Consider the following 15,732-nt stretch of genomic DNA (forward strand, 5'->3'; position numbering starts at 1 on the left):
CACCTGAATGAGCGGAACGCCCGGGCCGGGTGGCCGGGCGTCCCCGAGGGGTGCGCGGAGCGGGCTCCGCGAGGAATTCCGTTGTCCCGTGCCGTCCTCAGCTGCCCAGGGCCGAGTTGAGGGCGCGCACGTTCGACTGCATCATGAGGATGTAGGTGGTCGCGGGGCCTTTGTCATCGGACAGGGCATCGGAATAAAGCTCGCCGCCGATACGAGCCCGGCTTTCCTTGGCGATCTGCTCCATCAGCCGCGGGTCGGAGATGTTCTCCAGGAACACCGCCGGGATCTTCTCCGCCTTGATCTGGCGGATGATGCGGGCCACGTCCTTGGCCGAGGCCTCGCTTTCGGTGGAGACGCCTTCCGGCGCCACCAGCTTCACCCCATAGGCCTCGCCGAAATAGCCGAAGGCGTCGTGGGAGGTGATGATGCGGCGCTGCTTGGCGGGAATGGCCGCCATGGCGCTCTTCACCTCCTGCTCCAGGGCATTGAGCTTGGCGATATAGGCCGCCGCATTGGCGGTGTAGGCGTCCTTGCCGGCCGGGTCGGCGGCGATCAGGCCGTCGCGGATGTTGGCCACATAGACCTTGGCATTGGCGATGGACTGCCAGGCGTGGGGATCGGTGGCGCCGTGATGGTGGCCGTGGGCCTCACCCTTGTGGTCATCATGGTCCTTATGGTCATCATGGCCCGCGTGCTCGTCCTCGTCTTCCTGAGGCTCGGCGGCGGTGCGGGTGCGTGGGGTGATGCCCTTGGTGGCCACCACCACCTCGGCCTTGGTGCCGGAGGCCTTCACCAGCCGGTCCATCCAGCCCTCGAAGCCGAGGCCGTTCACCACCACCACCTTGGCATCGGCCAGGGCTTTGGCATCGGCCGGGGTGGGCTGGTAGACGTGGCTGTCGCCATTGGGGCCGACGATGGTGGTGAGCGCGATGCGGTCGCCGCCCACGTTCTTCACGAAATCACCGAGGATGGAGAAGGAGGCCACCACCGGCAGCTTGGCCTCGCTCTGGGCGAAGGCGGGCAGGGGGCCGGCGAGGGTTGCCGCCAGTCCGGCGGCGAGCACGAGGCGTCGGGAAAGCATCAAGGCGTCCTTTCAGGCTTCAAGATGGCGGCCGGGCGCGAGGCGCGAGAGCACCCCGCCCGCCGGGCCGAAGATGACGGCAAAGCCGTAGGCGATGCCCGCCACCAGGATGATGGAGGGGCCGGATGGCGTGCCGAGGTGGTAGGAGACCAGCAGACCCACCACGCCGCTGAGGAAGGCGACCAGGGTGGACAGGCCCACCAGCGCGCTGAGATCGCGCACGAAGAAGCGGCTGGTGGCGGCGGGCAGCATCATCAGCCCTACCGCCAGAAGGGTGCCGAGGGCATGGAAGCCGCCCACCAGGTTCAGCACCACCAGCGCCAGGAAGGCGATGTGGCTGATGCCGCCGGACCGGCTGACTGAGGCGAGGAAGGTGGGGTCCACGCAATCCATCACCAGGGGTCGCCAGATCACCGCCAGGGTGAAGAGGGTGACGGTGGTGATGCCGGAGATGAGCAGCAGGGTGGGATCATCAATGCCCAGCACGGTGCCGAACAGCACATGCAGCAGGTCCACATTGGAGCCGCGCAGGGAGACGATGAGCACGCCCAGCGCCAGAGAGATCAGATAGAAGGCGGCGAGCGAGGCGTCTTCCTTCAGTTCGGTGGCGCGGGCCACCACGCCGGCGCCCACCGCCACCAGCAGCCCCGCCGCCAGCCCGCCGATGCTCATGGCATAGAGGTTGAGGCCGGCCAGCAGGAAGCCGATGGCGGCGCCGGGCAGGATGGCGTGGGCCATGGCGTCGCCGGTGAGCGACATGCGGCGCAGCATGAGGAAGGTGCCGAGCGGCCCGGCGCCCAGCGCCAGGGCGAACACGCCCACCACCGCGCGGCGCATGAACTCGAACTCGGTGAACGGTGCGATGATCAGCTCGTAAGGGCTCATGCCGCACCTTGAGGCTGGAACAGGGGGAACATCACAGGCAGCATCCTTCGGCCAGCGCGCGCGGCGCCGGGATCAAGCGACAATCGGGATCAGGTGCGGGGAGCGCCTAGGCGGCGGCCTCGCAGGAGGGGGCGTCCTCGCGCCAGGCTTCGCCCATGCGCCGCGCCTCCAGGAGCCGCTCCGGCGCCAGGGCGTCGCAGGTGGGCCCCCAGGCGATGGCGCGCCGGGCAAGCAGAAGGGTTTGCGGAAAGGCGTCGCGCACCATGTCGAAATCGTGCAGCACCGCTAGCACCGTGCGTTCCTCCCCATGCCAGCGGCGCACCAGATCGAGCAGATCGGCGGTGGTGGCGGCATCGAGGGCGGTGAAGGGCTCGTCGAGCAGGATCAGCCGGGCATCCTGCAGCAGCAGGCGGGCGAACAGGGTGCGCTGCATCTGGCCGCCGGAGAGGGTGCCGATGGGCCGGTCCTCGAACCCCTGCAGGCCGACGGTGGCGATCGCTTCCTCGATGCGGTCGCGATCGCGCCGGCCGATGCCGCCGAACAGGCCCGCCTTGCGCCACAGGCCCATGGCCACGAGGTCGAACACGTGGATGGGGAAGGAGCGGTCGAGCTCGGCGCCCTGGGGCAGATAGGCGATGTCCCGCGGGGCGATGCCGTTGAGGTCGATGCTGCCGCCGAGCGGGCGCAGCGCGCCGCAGATGCCCTTCAGCAGGGTGGACTTGCCGGCGCCATTGGGACCGCACACGGCGAGCAGGGCGCCGGTCTCCACCTCTCCCGAGAGATGGTGGATGGCCGGATGGCGCTCATAGCCGAGGGTGAGATTGCGGAAGGAGATTTGCGCGCTCATGCCCTTCACTCCGTCACCAGCATCACGGCCACCCAGAGGGGCAGCAGCAGCAGCGCGGCCACCGCGAGCCGCGCCGGCAGCGACAGGCGCAGCATGGAGGGCGCCACCCGCGCCGCGCGCGCGGCGTGCCCGTGCAACTGCGGGCGGTGGTGGCCCGTGCCGCCATGGGTATGCCCGGACGCCGGGCCGTTCTCCGCCACATCATCATGGCCATGCGCACCCGTCGCGCCCGGCCGCGCCTCGGCTGTGGGCGGCGTGGCCACCAGGGGGGAGAACGTCTCGACAGACATGGGCACCTCGATCTGACGAGAGTGATATAGTGTATCAGAAGCGCTGTCCAGCCTCTTCTGGTGCCCTAAAGTCAACGGGGCCAGCGCTTTGCGGCGCCGGCCCCGGGGTGGTGACTGGAGTGTGCGCGGTGCCGATGGCCTGCCGCTCAGGCCGGGGCCGATGCCCTCAGTCGCGGAACACCACCGTGCGGCTGCCATTCAGCAGAACCCGGTCCTGGAGGTGCCAGGCGAGGGCGCGGGCCAGCACCCGGCGTTCGATGTCGCGGCCCTTGCGCACCATGTCTTCCGCCGAATCCTGGTGGGAGATGCGCTCCACGTCCTGCTCGATGATCGGCCCTTCATCGAGGTCCGAGGTCACGTAATGGGCGGTGGCGCCCATCAGTTTCACGCCACGGGCATAGGCCTGGTGGTAGGGCTTGGCGCCCTTGAAGCCGGGCAGGAAGGAGTGGTGGATGTTGATGCACTTGCCCGAGAGCTTGGCGGAAAGATCGTCGGACAACACCTGCATGTAGCGGGCGAGCACCGCCAGTTCCGAATGACTTTCCTGGAAGATCTCCCAGATCTTCGCTTCCTGTTGCGCCTTCGTGTCCTTGGTCACCGGCAGGTGATGGAAGGGCACGCCGTCGAAATCGAGATGGGCATAGGTCTCGCGCGGGTGGTTGGAGATGATGCCGGTGATCTCCATGGGGATCTCGCCGATGCGCCAGCGATAGAGCAGGTCGGCGAGGCAGTGGTCGAACTTGGAGACCAGCAGCAGCACCCGGCGCTTCTCGGCCTTGGAGCGCAGGGTCCAGTTCAGCCCGAAGCCCTCGGCCACGGCGCCGAAGGCGGTGCGGATCTCGCTGGCGCTGGCCGTGCCCGCCACCACGTTGAACACCACGCGCATGAAGAAGCGGCCGCTCTCCTGATCGTCGAACTGCTGCGCCTCCAGGATGTTGCAGCCCTTCTCATAGAGAAAGGTGGAGACGCCGGCGACGATGCCGGGGCGGTTGGGGCAGGAGAGGGTGAGAATGAGATGCTCGGTGGGGTCAGCCATGACGAACCTTGTGCGAGGGAAGGCGCATCGGCCGCGCCGCAGGGCGGGTCACGGTGAGGCGCGATGGAACGGATGGGGTGAAAACAGGGCCGGTGCGCGCGCCGCGCCGCGGTCAACCTCGGCTGGTGCCCGACAGGGCGAAGCCGAAGGGGGCCGCCCCCGGCGTGAGCCAGCGCAGCAGCGCCGGCGCGAACGAGCGGGCAACCGCGAGGCGATAGGTGGGCGCGCCCTCGCACGGCCAGAGGGTGACGCCCACATGGGACACCACGGTGGTGGCGACATCTCCCGGCGCGAAGGCGCGCGGATCGAGATCCAGCGCCACGCCCTTGGCCAGGGCCTCCCGCACCGCCGGGCCGGTGAGCTCGAACACCAGATTGGCATCGCTCTGGTTGGTCAGGGCCACGTCGTCGCCGGCCAGCGCCCGCAGCTGGGCCAGCAGAGCGGGGCCGGTGGTGTTCTCGGCGAACACCAGCCAGCGGCCGGGGCCGGTGCCCAGCACCGTCAGTCCCTCGTGGAACAGCGCCTTGGGCCCATCCACCAGCGGCAGGCCGGCAGCGGCGAGGCGGGCGACCAGGGCGCCCGTGCCCCCCTTGCGGGCGGCGAGGGTGGCGGCGGCAAGGCCCTCGAGGGCGCGGGCGCGCACCCCTTCCGTGCCCGCCGGGCCATAATGGCCCTCGGGCGGCAGGCGGGTCACGGGCACCTGTGCGAGAAGGTCAGACACGCTGCTTCTCCCCTTCTGGATCGACGAATGCGGGAGAGCACACCTCGACGAGGATGTCACCGCCCCGCACCGGGTCAAAGGCGCGCACCTGCTCGCCCATGCGCGCGGCGCCCCGCTTCAGGAAGCCGAGGCCGATGGAATGGCCCAGGGTCGGCGAATAGGCGACGGACGTCATATAGCCCTCGTCATGTGCGGTGGTGGCCTCGGCCCCCGGCGGCAGCAGGTGGGCGCCGGCCTTGAGCCGCGCGCTGCGGTCCACCGGCTTGAAGCCCACGAAAATGGGCCGGTCGGGATCGAGGAAGGCGGGCCGCTGCGACAGCACGCGGCCGATATAGTCCTTCTTGGTGGAGGCCATGCGCCCGAGGCCGAGATCGCGGGCGGAGGTCTGACCGTTGAGCTCGCTGCCGGAGACGTGCCCCTTCTCGATGCGCAGCACCCCCAGCGCCTCGGTGCCATAGGGGGTGATGCCGAATGGCGCGCCCGCCGCCATCAGCGCCTCCATCAGCGCCGCGCCATGGCGGGCGGGAACCGCGATTTCGTAGCCCAGTTCGCCGGAGAAGGAGAGGCGGAAGACGCGCGCCTCCACCCCGCCCATCACCGTGGTTTGAAGCACGCCCATGAACGGCAGGGCGGCGTTGGAGACATCGGCGCCGTCCACCACCTGGGCCAGCACGGCGCGGGAGCGGGGGCCCGACACGGCGATCTGCGCCCATTGCTCGGAGACGGAGGCGATCTGCACGTCGAGATCCGGCCACAGCACCTGCAGGCAGAACTCCAGGTGCTGGAACACCTTGCCGGCATTGGCGGTGGTCGTGGTCATCACATAATGCTGTTCGCCGAGGCGGGCGGTGGTGCCGTCATCCATGACGAGCCCGTCCTCGCGCAGCATCACCCCATAGCGTGCCTTGCCCACCGCCAGGGTGGAGAACATGTTGATGTAGACCCGGTCGAGGAAGCTGCCCACATCCGGCCCCTGCAGGTCGATCTTGCCGAAGGTCGACACGTCGATGACGCCGCAGGCGGAACGGGTGGCGTTGACCTCGCGGTTGACGCTCTCCAGCCAGTCTTTTTCCCCGGGCTTGGGGAAATAGGCGGCGCGCAGCCAGAAGCCGGTTTCCACGAACACCGCCCCCTGCCGCTGCGCCCAGTCATGGGTCGGCGTCGGTCGGGTCGGCCGGAAATCCTTGTCGCGGTGGTGGCCGGCGAGCACGCCCAGCGCCACCGGCGTATAGGGCGGGCGGAACAAAGTGGTGCCGGTGGCGGCGATGCCCTGGCCGGTCAATTCGGCCATCAGCGCCAGCCCGGCCATGTTGGAGGTCTTGCCCTGGTCGGTGGCCATGCCCAAGGTGGTGTAGCGCTTCAACAGCTCCACCGCCCGGAACCCTTCCTTGTGGGCAATGCCCACATCCTTGGCGCTGACGTCGTTCTGCAGGTCCACGAAGGCGAGGTCGCCTTTCGCTTTCACCTGCCAGAACGGCTGGATGCCGGTGGCGGTCTCCTCCGCCTGCGGCGCCGGCAGGGCGGGCGCCGTAAAGCCCGCATCGGCGGCGGCGCGGGCGCCTTCCGCCGTGCCATAAGCGAGGCAATCGGCCAAAGAGAACTGGCCGGCCACCGCGCCGGCCACCGCCAGGCCCGGCGGCAGGGTGGCGGGCACGAAGGCGGCCAGATCCTCCCGATACACCGGCTTGCCGCCCAGATGGCAGGTGAGGTTGAGGTTCGGCGTGGCGCCGCCGGAAATGCCGAGCGCCTCCACCGCCAGGGTCTCGGTGCCCGCCGGGCTGCGCACGGTGAGGCCGGTGAGCAGCTTGCCGCTTGTGGCGGTCACCTCGCCGCCGGTGATGACGCGCACCCCCAGGGCCTTGGCCTTGGCCGCCAGCGGCGCCGGCAAGGCCGGGCGCACGTCGATGAGGGCTTCGAGCTTCACTCCGGCGCCGGCGGTGGCGAGGGCGGCGGCGACGCCGGCATCATTGTTGGTGAACACGGCGGCGGTGGCGCCGGCGCCCACCCCATAGCGGCAGGCATAGGTGGCGAGCGCCTGGGCGGTCATCACCCCGGGGCGATCATTGCCGGGGAAGACGATGGGCCGGTCGAACGCCCCGGCGGCCAGCACCGCCCGCTTGGCGATGATGCGCCACAGCCGCTGGCGCGGCTGGAACGGGGCCGGCACGGCCACATGGTCACTCACCCGCTCCACGGCGGCATATTCGCCGCCGTCATAGACCCCGAACACGGTGGTGCGGGGCATGATGCGCACATGGGCGAGGCTCGCCAGCTCGGCCTCGGCGCGGGAAACGAAATCCCGGGCCGGAGCGCCGTCGATGGCCGCCTGCTCGGTGAGGAGGCGGCCGCCGAGGCGGAAATCCTCCTCCGCCAGGATCACCCGGGCGCCGGTCCGGCCCGCCGCCAGCGCCGCGGCAAGGCCCGCCGGACCGGAGCCGATGACCAGCACATCACAGAAGGCGAAGGCCTTCTCATAGGTGTCGGGATCGGGCAGAGCGGCAGCGGCGCCGAGCCCGGCGGCGCGGCGGATGGCCGGCTCGTAGAGCTTCTCCCAGAACGCGGCCGGCCACATGAAGGTCTTGTAGTAGAAGCCGGCGCCAAGAAAGGGCGAGAGGTAGCAGTTGACGCTCAACAGGTCGTGGTCGAGGGAGGGCCAGCGGTTCTGGCTCTGCGCCTCCAGCCCATCGAACAGCTCGATGGTGGTAGCCCGGGTGTTGGGTTCCTGGCGGGCGCCGGCGCGCAGTTCCACCAGCGCATTGGGCTCTTCCGAGCCGGCGGTGAAGACGCCGCGCGGGCGGTGATATTTGAACGAGCGCCCCATGAGCCGCACGCCATTGGCGAGCAGGGCCGAGGCCAGGGTGTCGCCGGGATGGCCGGTGTAGCTCTTGCCGTCGAAGCGGAACGACAGGGTGCGGGCGCGGTCGATGAGACCGCCATGGGCGAGCCGGGTCATGCCGTCACCTCGCTGGCGCGGGCGAGGCTCGCCCCGAGAATCTCGTGGGTGCGGGTGTTGCGGGTCACCACCAGCCACTGCCGGCAGCCGTTGGCGTGGTACCAGTATTCCCGGTGCTCGCCGTCGGGATTGTCGCGCAGATAGGCGTAGGTGAAGAAGGCGTCTTCGGCATCCGGCGCGGCGGGGTCGGGCCGGCTGACGGTGGCATCGCCCAGATAGGCGAATTCGTGGGCGTCACGGGCGCCGCAATAGGGGCAGGGAATGCGCATGGCTCAGTGCAGGTTCGGCTGCGCGCCGACCCCCTTCTCATCGATGACATGGCCGGAACGGAAACGGTCGAGGCGGAACGCCGCATTGAGGGCGTGGGCGCGGTCCTGGGCGATGGTGTGGGCGAAGCACCAGCCCGAGGCCGGCGTCGCCTTGAAGCCCCCATAGTTCCAGGCGGCGTTGAGATAGAGGCCGGGCAGCGGGCCCACATCGATGATGGGCGAGCCATCCATGGACATGTCCACGAGCCCGCCCCACGCGCGCAGCAGGCGCAGGCGGCCGATCATGGGCATCAGCGCCATGCCGCCTTCCAGCACGTCTTCCACCACCGGCATGTTGCCGCGCTGGGCATAGGAATTATAGCCGTCGATGTCGCCGCCGAAGACGAGGCCGCCCTTGTCCGACTGGCTGACGTAGAAATGCCCCATGCCGAAGGTGATGACCCCGGGAATGAGCGGCTTCAGCCCCTCGGAGACGAATGCCTGCAGGGCATGGCTCTCGATGGGGAGCCTGAGGCCCAGGGAGCGGGTGACGCGGGAGGAGGAGCCGGCCACGGCCAGCCCCACCTTGCCGGCGCGGATGGCGCCGCGGGTGGTCTCCACCCCCACCACCGCATCGCCCTGGCGCAGGAAGCCGGTGACCTCGCAATTCTGGATGATGTCCACCCCCAGCCGGTCGGCGCCGCGGGCATAGCCCCACACCACCGCATCGTGGCGGGCGGTGCCGGCGCGCTTCTGCATCAGCCCGCCCTTGATGGGAAAGCGGGCGTTGTCGAAATTGAGGAACGGGCAGAGTTGGCGCACCTGCTGCGCATCCAGCAGCTCGGCATCGGCGCCGGCCAGCCGCATGGCGTTGCCGCGCCGGGCATAGGCATCGCGCTGGGCGTCCGAATGGATCAGGTTGATGATGCCGCGCTGGGAGACCATGGCATTGTAGTTCAGGTCCTGTTCCAGGCCCTCCCACAGCTTCATGGACCATTCATAGAAGGGTTCGTTGCCCGGCAGCAGGTAATTGGAGCGGATGATGGTGGTGTTGCGCCCGGAATTGCCGGAGCCGATATGCCCCTTTTCCAGCACCGCCACATTGTGGATGCCGTGTTCCTTGGCAAGATAATACGCGGTGGCGAGGCCATGGCCGCCACCGCCGACGATGATCACGTCATAGGCGGGCTTGGGCGCCGCATCGCGCCAGGCGGGCGTCCAGCCGGACTGGCCGTTCAGCGCGTTGGAGATGAGGGAGAGAAACGAATAGCGCGCGGACATGAATGCGAACCTTCGCGGGACATGGCTGCCTCGGCCAGGGCGGCCGGACGGGCCGGAGCACCCGTTCGTGAATTGTATAGCGTGTCAGAAATGAAGGGATCATATAAAAGATCCTTATAGTAGGGAGGAGCCGATGGCGACGCGCGAAGCGCTCCCGTTCGATCTGCGGGCGCTGGAGATTTTCCTGGCGGTTTGCGAGCAGGGGGCCATGGCCGGGGCGGCCCGGCGCCTGGGACTGACGCAGCCGGCGGTGTCGCAGGCGGTGGCCGATCTGGAGGGGCGCACCGGCGTCGCGCTGTTCGATCGCTCGGTGCGGCCGCTGGGCCTCACCGCGGCGGGGGGCGTGCTGCGGCAGAAGGCCAGCGCGTTGCTTTCCGAGGCGCGCCAGATCGCCCCGGCGCTGCGCGAGACCGAGCATGGCCGCTTCCCGCTGCTGCGGGCGGGGCTGGTGGATTCCCTCTCGCGGGCGCTGGCGGCGCCGCTGGGCGGCCATCTGGTGGCACTGGCGGAAGAAGTCTCGGTGCTCTCCGGCCTCACCGCCGCTCATGTGAGCGCGCTGGTGTCACGGCAGATGGACCTGCTGGTGGGGCTCGACGCCATGGAGGATGTGGAAGGCCTGGTGCGCTTTCCGCTGATCAGCGAGCCCTACATCCTGCTGCTGCCGGTGGGCGTGCCGGTGCCGGCGCGGCTGGAGGATCTGCGGCGGCTGGCGGCGGAGCTGCCTTTGGTGCGCTTTTCCGCCCGCTCGAAAACCGGCATCGAGGTGGACCGGCATCTGCGCCGCCTGAAGCTGGAACTGCCGCGCCGCCTGGAGTTCGATACGCCCCACGGGGTGACGGCCACGGTGGCGGCCGGGGAGGGCTTCGCGGTGACGACCCCCCTGTGCGTGTTCGAGGCGGGGGTGGAGATGGGCGCGCTCACCTGCGGGGCACTGCCGGGGCCGGCCTTCGGCCGCAGCCTCACCCTCATCGCCCGGCGGGCGGAGCTGGGCCGCCTGCCGCGGGAGGTGGCCGCCTTCTGCCGCGCCCGGCTGGAGCATCACGTGTGCGCGGTGCTGCATGCCGCCATGCCCTGGCTCGGCACGGCGCTGCGGGTGGAGGGCGACGAGAGCGCCGCATGACGGGCGCAATGCGAAAACGGGGCCCGCCTGCCGGCGCGCCCCGTCACGACCATGGTGCACTGTCACGACCATGGTGCACTGTCACGACCATGGTGCACTTCGCGCGCGCGGCTCACTCGGCCGGGGTCGCCACCGCCTCGGCGCTGTGGTCGAGCATCACTTCATGGGATGCCTTGTCCATGGAGATCTGCTTGGCGATGAAGGCGACGAAGAACACCAGCCCGATCACCGCGAACAGCGGCTCGAAACCGGCGAAGGGGTAGAGCTCCGCCATGTTGGGGAGCTGGGTGAGCGACGTGATACCGGTATGCATGGACACGCTCCTCTGCGGGAGAGAGGGCCCGCGGGGCCCGATGACGGGGAGGGGCCGGCGCCGCGCGGGCGCCGGCAGGGGCTCACAGCTTGGCTTCCTTGCGCTGGATGCTCTCGAACGCCTGTTCCATGCCCGAGTGGTGCGGGTAGGTGGCGGGCACGTGCTTGCCGTCGAGGCCGAGCACCTCCACCGCCGCCGGCACCCGCAGCATGCCGAACAGCGCCAGCAGCTTGGAGATGACGTAGCCGGGGATGAAGCCGAAGCCGATGGCGAACACCAGCGAGCCGATGATGTTGCCCATGGGGGTGATCACCGGCAGGCCCTCGGCATTGACGCCGAACCAGCCCACGCCCTCGCCGAGGGCGATGGCCGCGCCGGAGGAGGGCAGCACCGCGGGATACCCCCACAGGGCGAAGCCGGCGATGATGCCGCCGAACAGGCCACAATAGCCGTGCACGGCCACCGCGCCCACCGCATCGTCGATCTTGAACCGGCGCTCCACCCAATAGTGCAGCTTGTAGGCCATGATGGTGCCGGCCACCGCGATCACCAGGGCGATGATGGGGTGGTACAGATCGTTGCCGGCGCTGGCCGAGATGAGGCCGGTGAGGCCGCCCGAATAGGTCCAGTAGGCATTGCCGTTGGAGATCATGTAGGCCGCCACCATGCCGCCGAACAGGGCGAGCATGAAGTTCATGGTGACACCCGACAGGGTGATCGGAACGCCATAGATGTTGGTGGCGGTGAAGTAGGGCGCGGCCTCGGTACCGACGTTGACGATCGGGATGTGGCAGGCGGCGTAGAAGCCCCAGAAGCCCACATAGATCATGAACAGGCCGATGGTGACGAGCCAGGGATTGTGCGCCGGGATCTCACGCGGGGTGCCATCGGCCGCGAACTTGCCGATGCGCGGGCCCACGTTCATTAGCACGCCCAGGGTGGCAAAGCCCGCCACCGAATGCAGGATGGCTGAGCAATACTGGTCGTGGAAGCCCAGATACTGTGCCATCCAGCCGTTGCCGGCCCAGGCCCAGGCCGCCGGGATGACCCAGGCGATGGCCCCCACATAGATGGCGATGAGGAAGAAGCCCGAGGTCTTGGTCCGCTCGATGAGTGCGCCGGAGACGATGGAGGCGGCGGTCATGCCGAACAGGGCGAAGGCGGCCCAGAACACGCCGGAGATGCGATCCGACAGGTTGGGGGCGATCTTCGTGGACCACGGCTCGAAACCGGTGGTGAAGCTGAGTGAGGTGGCCGAAACCGGCCAGCCCTGGAAGGCGATGTAAAGCCACATGCCGAACAGGAAGAAGGCGAGACCCACCAGCGGAATCGCCATGGTGTTCTTAAGCAGGGTGTGCTGCACGTTCTTCACCCGTGCGGCCCCCACCTCGTACATGCAAAACCCTACATGGATGAAGAACATCAGGACGACCGTCAGGAAGTAATAAAATTCCGTGAAGATGGTCGTCAGGGCGGCCAATTGCTCAGTCATGCTGGTCCCCGAACGCAGTTGTCGGATCGCCATGACGCCGATTGAAAGCGCTCCCCCCGGAGCCCCCTTCCGCTGTGTCATGGGCTTTTACTCTGGAGCAACAATTATGCCACAGAGTCATAAATCGACGGTCGCCGGGGCCGGGCGCGGGCCGGGATTGCCGGCTGCTGCCGCGACTGCGAAATAAATCATTTGTTTTCAATGGCAAAAGAACCAAGACGCCAAGCATGGGCGCGCGCGGAGAGGCCAATGTTGCGGTCTTGCGCCCTGGAGACGTGCTCTGGAGCCACTCCAAAGCAGCTTTCGCCGGCGGGATGTGGGCTTGATCTGCATCAAGAACAGGCGAATAGGGGGTGAGATCCCCATTCCAGAGGTATGATTTGCGCCGATCTGCCTAAGCCTGCGCCAAAACCAATCTTCCTCGGAGTAAACCGACGGCAGCGGCCCCTCATGCTCCCTCCGGCACCGTGGCCGGGGCAAAGAAAAAGGGGGCTGGCACATGGCCAAGCCCCCTGGAGGTCGCCTAGAGACGGCGGAAGAACAATCTATGCGCGTATCCGCTCAAATGTCGAGAGTGCGGTCCTTCTCCCATTGGGTAAGATGACGGGAGAAATCGTTCCACTCATGGGTCTTCAGCTTGAGATAGGCGGAGATGAACTGCGGGCCGAGGCGCTCGCCCAGGACCTTGGATTTCTCCAGCGCCCGCAGGGCATCGAGCAGGTTCAGGGGCAGCTTCTTGGCGCCCTTCACCTTATGGCCGTCGGTATACATGTTGATGTCGAGGCGCTTGCCCGGATCGCGCTCGTTGATGATGCCGTCGAGCCCGGCCGCCAGCATGCCCGCCTGCATCAGATAGGGGTTGGCCGCCCCGTCGGCGAGGCGGAATTCCAGCCGCCCGGCATCGGGAATGCGGATCATGTGGGTGCGGTTGTTGCCGGTGTAGGTCACCGTATTGGGGGCCCAGGTGGCCCCCGACAGGGTGCGCGGGGCGTTGATGCGCTTATAGGAATTCACCGTGGGATTGGTGATGGCGCACAGCGCGTCGGCATTGTGGATGAGGCCGCCGATGAACTGGTAGGCGAGCTTCGACATGCCCAGCTCGCCCTTGGCATCGGCAAAGGCGTTCTTGCCCTTGTTCCACAGCGACACGTGCGCATGGCAGCCCGAGCCGGTGAGGTCGATGAACGGCTTGGGCATGAAGGTGGCGCGCAGGCCGTGCTTCTCGGCAATGGACTTCACCATGTATTTGAAGAACACATGGCGGTCGGCGGTGAGCAGGGCGTGGTCGTAGTTCCAGTTCATCTCGAACTGGCCGTTGGCGTCCTCGTGGTCGTTCTGATAGGCGCCCCAGCCGAGCTTCAGCATACAATCGCAGATTTCCTTGATCACGTCATAGCGGCGCATCAAGGCAGACTGGTCATAGCAGGGCTTATGGGCGGTATCGGCGGCGTCGGAGATGGTGGTGCCATCGGGGGAGATGAGGAAATACTCGCATTCCACGCCGGTCTTCATGGCGTAGCCGAGGTCGGCGGCGTCGGCGAGCTGCTTCTTCAGCAGGGTGCGCGGCGCCTGCGCCACCTCCTGGCCCCCCATCACGAGGTCGGAGGCGAGCCAGCCGATTTCCTCTTTCCACGGCAGCTGGATCAGGCTCGCCGGATCGGGCACCGCGAACAGGTCGGGGTCGGCGGGCGACATGTCGAGCCAGGTGGCGAAACCGGCGAAGCCGGCGCCATTGCGCTGCATCTCGGCGATGGCGGCGGCCGGCACCAGCTTCGCCCGCAGGCCGCCGAACAGATCCACATAGGAGATCAGGAAGTATTTGATGCCGCGATCCTTGGCGGCCCGGGTGAGATCGGCGGCCGCTTCAACGGCAACCGAGCTGTGGCCTTCCGCCTCGCGGGCGATGTCGGCGATGCGTCTCATGTTCAGTCCTCGGAAGGTCGTCGTATTCACGAACGTGTTGTTCAGAAGGCTTCTTGAAGAAGGGCCCGGCGGTGGCCGCGGGGCAGAGGGTCTTGCGCCCTGTTGTCTTCGGCGGCGGCGCCAGTGGCGCGGCGCCGCGGCTCCCGGTGGAGAGCCAAACGACGCGCCCCGGACACGAGGGCCCGGGGCGAGAGGCGATCAGTAGCCGCCGTTGCGGCCGGGGATCCAGCTGGTGCCGGCCAGCGGAACACCCGCCATGGCCGCCGCCTCCACCGTGAGGGCGACGAGGTCCTCCGGCTCCAGATTGTGCACGTGGCTCTTGCCGCAGGCGCGGGCGATGGTCTGCGCCTCCAGGGTGAGCACCGAGAGATAATTGGCGAGCCGCCGGCCGGCCTTCACCGGATCGAGCCGGGCGGCAAGATCGGGATCCTGGGTGGTGATGCCGGCGGGATCCTTGCCCTCGTGCCAGTCGTCATAGGCGCCGGCGGTGGTGCCGAGGGCCTCGTATTCGGCTTCATAATGGGGGTCGTTGTCGCCCAGCGCCACCAGGGCGGCGGTGCCGATGGAGACCGCATCGGCGCCCAGCGCCAGGGCTTTGGCCACATCGGCGCCGGTGCGGATGCCGCCGGAAACGATGAGCTGCACCTTGCGATGCATGCCCAGATCCTGCAGCGCCTGCACCGCCGGGCGGATGGCCGCGAGGATCGGAATGCCCACGTGCTCGATGAACACATCCTGGGTGGCGGCGGTGCCGCCCTGCATGCCGTCCAGCACCACCACGTCGGCACCCGACTTCACCGCCAGCGCGGTGTCGTAATAGGGGCGGGAGGCGCCGACCTTCACATAGATGGGCTTTTCCCAATCGGTGATCTCGCGCAGCTCCTCGATCTTGATCTCGAGATCGTCGGGGCCGGTCCAGTCGGGATGGCGGCAGGCCGAGCGCTGGTCGATGCCCTTGGGCAGGGTGCGCATGGCGGCGACGCGATCGGAGATCTTCTGGCCCAGCAGCATGCCGCCGCCGCCGGGCTTGGCGCCCTGGCCGATCACCACCTCGATGGCGTCCGCCTTGCGCAGATCCACCGGGTTCATGCCATAGCGGGAGGGCAGATACTGATAGACCAGGATCTCCGACTGGCCGCGCTCCTCCGGCGTCATGCCGCCGTCGCCGGTGGTGGTGGAGGTGCCGACGATGGAGGCGCCGCGCCCCAGCGCTTCCTTGGCCTGGGCCGAGAGGGCCCCGAAGCTCATGCCGGCGATGGTGACCGGGATCTTGAGGTGAATGGGCTTCTTGGCGAAGCGGGTGCCGAGCACCACCTCGGTGCCGCACTTCTCCCGGTAGCCTTCCAGCGGATAGCGCGACATGGAGGCGCCGAGGAACAGGAGATCGTCGAAATGGGGCACCTTGCGCTTGGTGCCGCCGCCGCGGATGTCATAGATGCCGGTGGCGGCCGCCCGCCGGATCTCCGACAGGGTGTGCGGATCGAAGGTGGCGGAAAAGCGGGGCAGGGTGCGTGGCGTGGTGTTGTGGGCGGTCATCGTGGC

Annotated in this window: 14 protein-coding genes; 1 reads left to right on the forward strand and 13 read right to left on the reverse strand. The window is 68.2% G+C overall.

What is annotated here, in order from left to right; all coding sequences use genetic code 11:
* Positions 1–97: 97 nt before the first annotated feature.
* From ACU4E7_RS16080 to ACU4E7_RS16120, 9 genes are all read right to left on the reverse strand, one after another.
* The gene (locus tag ACU4E7_RS16080) at positions 98–1,081 is read right to left on the reverse strand and encodes a metal ABC transporter substrate-binding protein (protein ID WP_447019437.1); all 984 of its coding nucleotides are present in this window, start codon (positions 1,079–1,081) and stop codon (positions 98–100) included.
* A gap of 12 nt (positions 1,082–1,093) precedes the next feature.
* Positions 1,094–1,966: a metal ABC transporter permease gene (locus ACU4E7_RS16085; RefSeq protein ID WP_447019438.1), complete on the reverse strand. Its 873-nt coding sequence runs from the start codon at positions 1,964–1,966 to the stop codon at positions 1,094–1,096.
* 106 nt (positions 1,967–2,072) lie between these two features.
* Positions 2,073–2,813 carry a zinc ABC transporter ATP-binding protein AztA gene (gene aztA, locus ACU4E7_RS16090; protein WP_447019439.1) on the reverse strand — a complete coding sequence of 247 codons (741 nt, stop codon included), beginning with the start codon at positions 2,811–2,813 and terminating at the stop codon, positions 2,073–2,075.
* 5 nt (positions 2,814–2,818) lie between these two features.
* The gene (locus ACU4E7_RS16095; RefSeq protein WP_447019440.1) at positions 2,819–3,103 is read right to left on the reverse strand and encodes a hypothetical protein; all 285 of its coding nucleotides are present in this window, start codon (positions 3,101–3,103) and stop codon (positions 2,819–2,821) included.
* 166 nt (positions 3,104–3,269) lie between these two features.
* Entirely contained in the window at positions 3,270–4,139 is an 870-nt protein-coding gene (gene purU / locus ACU4E7_RS16100) for a formyltetrahydrofolate deformylase (RefSeq protein WP_447019441.1), read from the reverse strand.
* A 112-nt stretch (positions 4,140–4,251) separates the two neighbouring features.
* Positions 4,252–4,860 (reverse strand): sarcosine oxidase subunit gamma, encoded by a 609-nt coding sequence (locus tag ACU4E7_RS16105; protein ID WP_447019442.1) that lies wholly within the window; start codon positions 4,858–4,860, stop codon positions 4,252–4,254.
* Positions 4,853–7,813 (reverse strand): sarcosine oxidase subunit alpha family protein, encoded by a 2,961-nt coding sequence (locus ACU4E7_RS16110; RefSeq protein ID WP_447019443.1) that lies wholly within the window; start codon positions 7,811–7,813, stop codon positions 4,853–4,855. The genes ACU4E7_RS16105 and ACU4E7_RS16110 overlap by 8 nt, the downstream gene beginning before the upstream one ends.
* Positions 7,810–8,082 carry a sarcosine oxidase subunit delta gene (locus ACU4E7_RS16115; protein WP_238123053.1) on the reverse strand — a complete coding sequence of 91 codons (273 nt, stop codon included), beginning with the start codon at positions 8,080–8,082 and terminating at the stop codon, positions 7,810–7,812. The genes ACU4E7_RS16110 and ACU4E7_RS16115 overlap by 4 nt, the downstream gene beginning before the upstream one ends.
* Positions 8,083–8,085: 3 nt before the next feature.
* Positions 8,086–9,342 carry a sarcosine oxidase subunit beta family protein gene (locus ACU4E7_RS16120; RefSeq protein ID WP_447019444.1) on the reverse strand — a complete coding sequence of 419 codons (1,257 nt, stop codon included), beginning with the start codon at positions 9,340–9,342 and terminating at the stop codon, positions 8,086–8,088.
* Between the two features lie 133 nt (positions 9,343–9,475).
* Here ACU4E7_RS16120 and ACU4E7_RS16125 point away from each other — a divergent pair, with 133 nt between their 5' ends.
* Positions 9,476–10,462 (forward strand): LysR family transcriptional regulator, encoded by a 987-nt coding sequence (locus ACU4E7_RS16125; protein ID WP_447019445.1) that lies wholly within the window; start codon positions 9,476–9,478, stop codon positions 10,460–10,462.
* A gap of 112 nt (positions 10,463–10,574) precedes the next feature.
* Here ACU4E7_RS16125 and ACU4E7_RS16130 read toward each other — a convergent pair whose 3' ends face one another.
* The 4 genes from ACU4E7_RS16130 to ACU4E7_RS16145 form a co-directional block, all read right to left on the reverse strand.
* Positions 10,575–10,775, reverse strand: coding sequence for a hypothetical protein (locus tag ACU4E7_RS16130; RefSeq protein ID WP_238123050.1), 201 nt, complete (start codon positions 10,773–10,775; stop codon positions 10,575–10,577).
* 82 nt (positions 10,776–10,857) lie between these two features.
* Positions 10,858–12,267 carry an ammonium transporter gene (locus ACU4E7_RS16135; RefSeq protein WP_238123049.1) on the reverse strand — a complete coding sequence of 470 codons (1,410 nt, stop codon included), beginning with the start codon at positions 12,265–12,267 and terminating at the stop codon, positions 10,858–10,860.
* Positions 12,268–12,828: 561 nt separating this feature from the next.
* On the reverse strand, positions 12,829–14,190 hold the full coding sequence (gene glnT, locus ACU4E7_RS16140; RefSeq protein WP_238123048.1) for a type III glutamate--ammonia ligase: 1,362 nt from the start codon (positions 14,188–14,190) through the stop codon (positions 12,829–12,831).
* Positions 14,191–14,388: 198 nt separating this feature from the next.
* Complete coding sequence (locus ACU4E7_RS16145) at positions 14,389–15,726, reverse strand: FMN-binding glutamate synthase family protein (protein ID WP_238123047.1); 1,338 nt, start codon at positions 15,724–15,726, stop codon at positions 14,389–14,391.
* Positions 15,727–15,732: the final 6 nt, after the last annotated feature.

Source organism: Xanthobacter sp. ZOL 2024, from assembly GCF_052932325.1.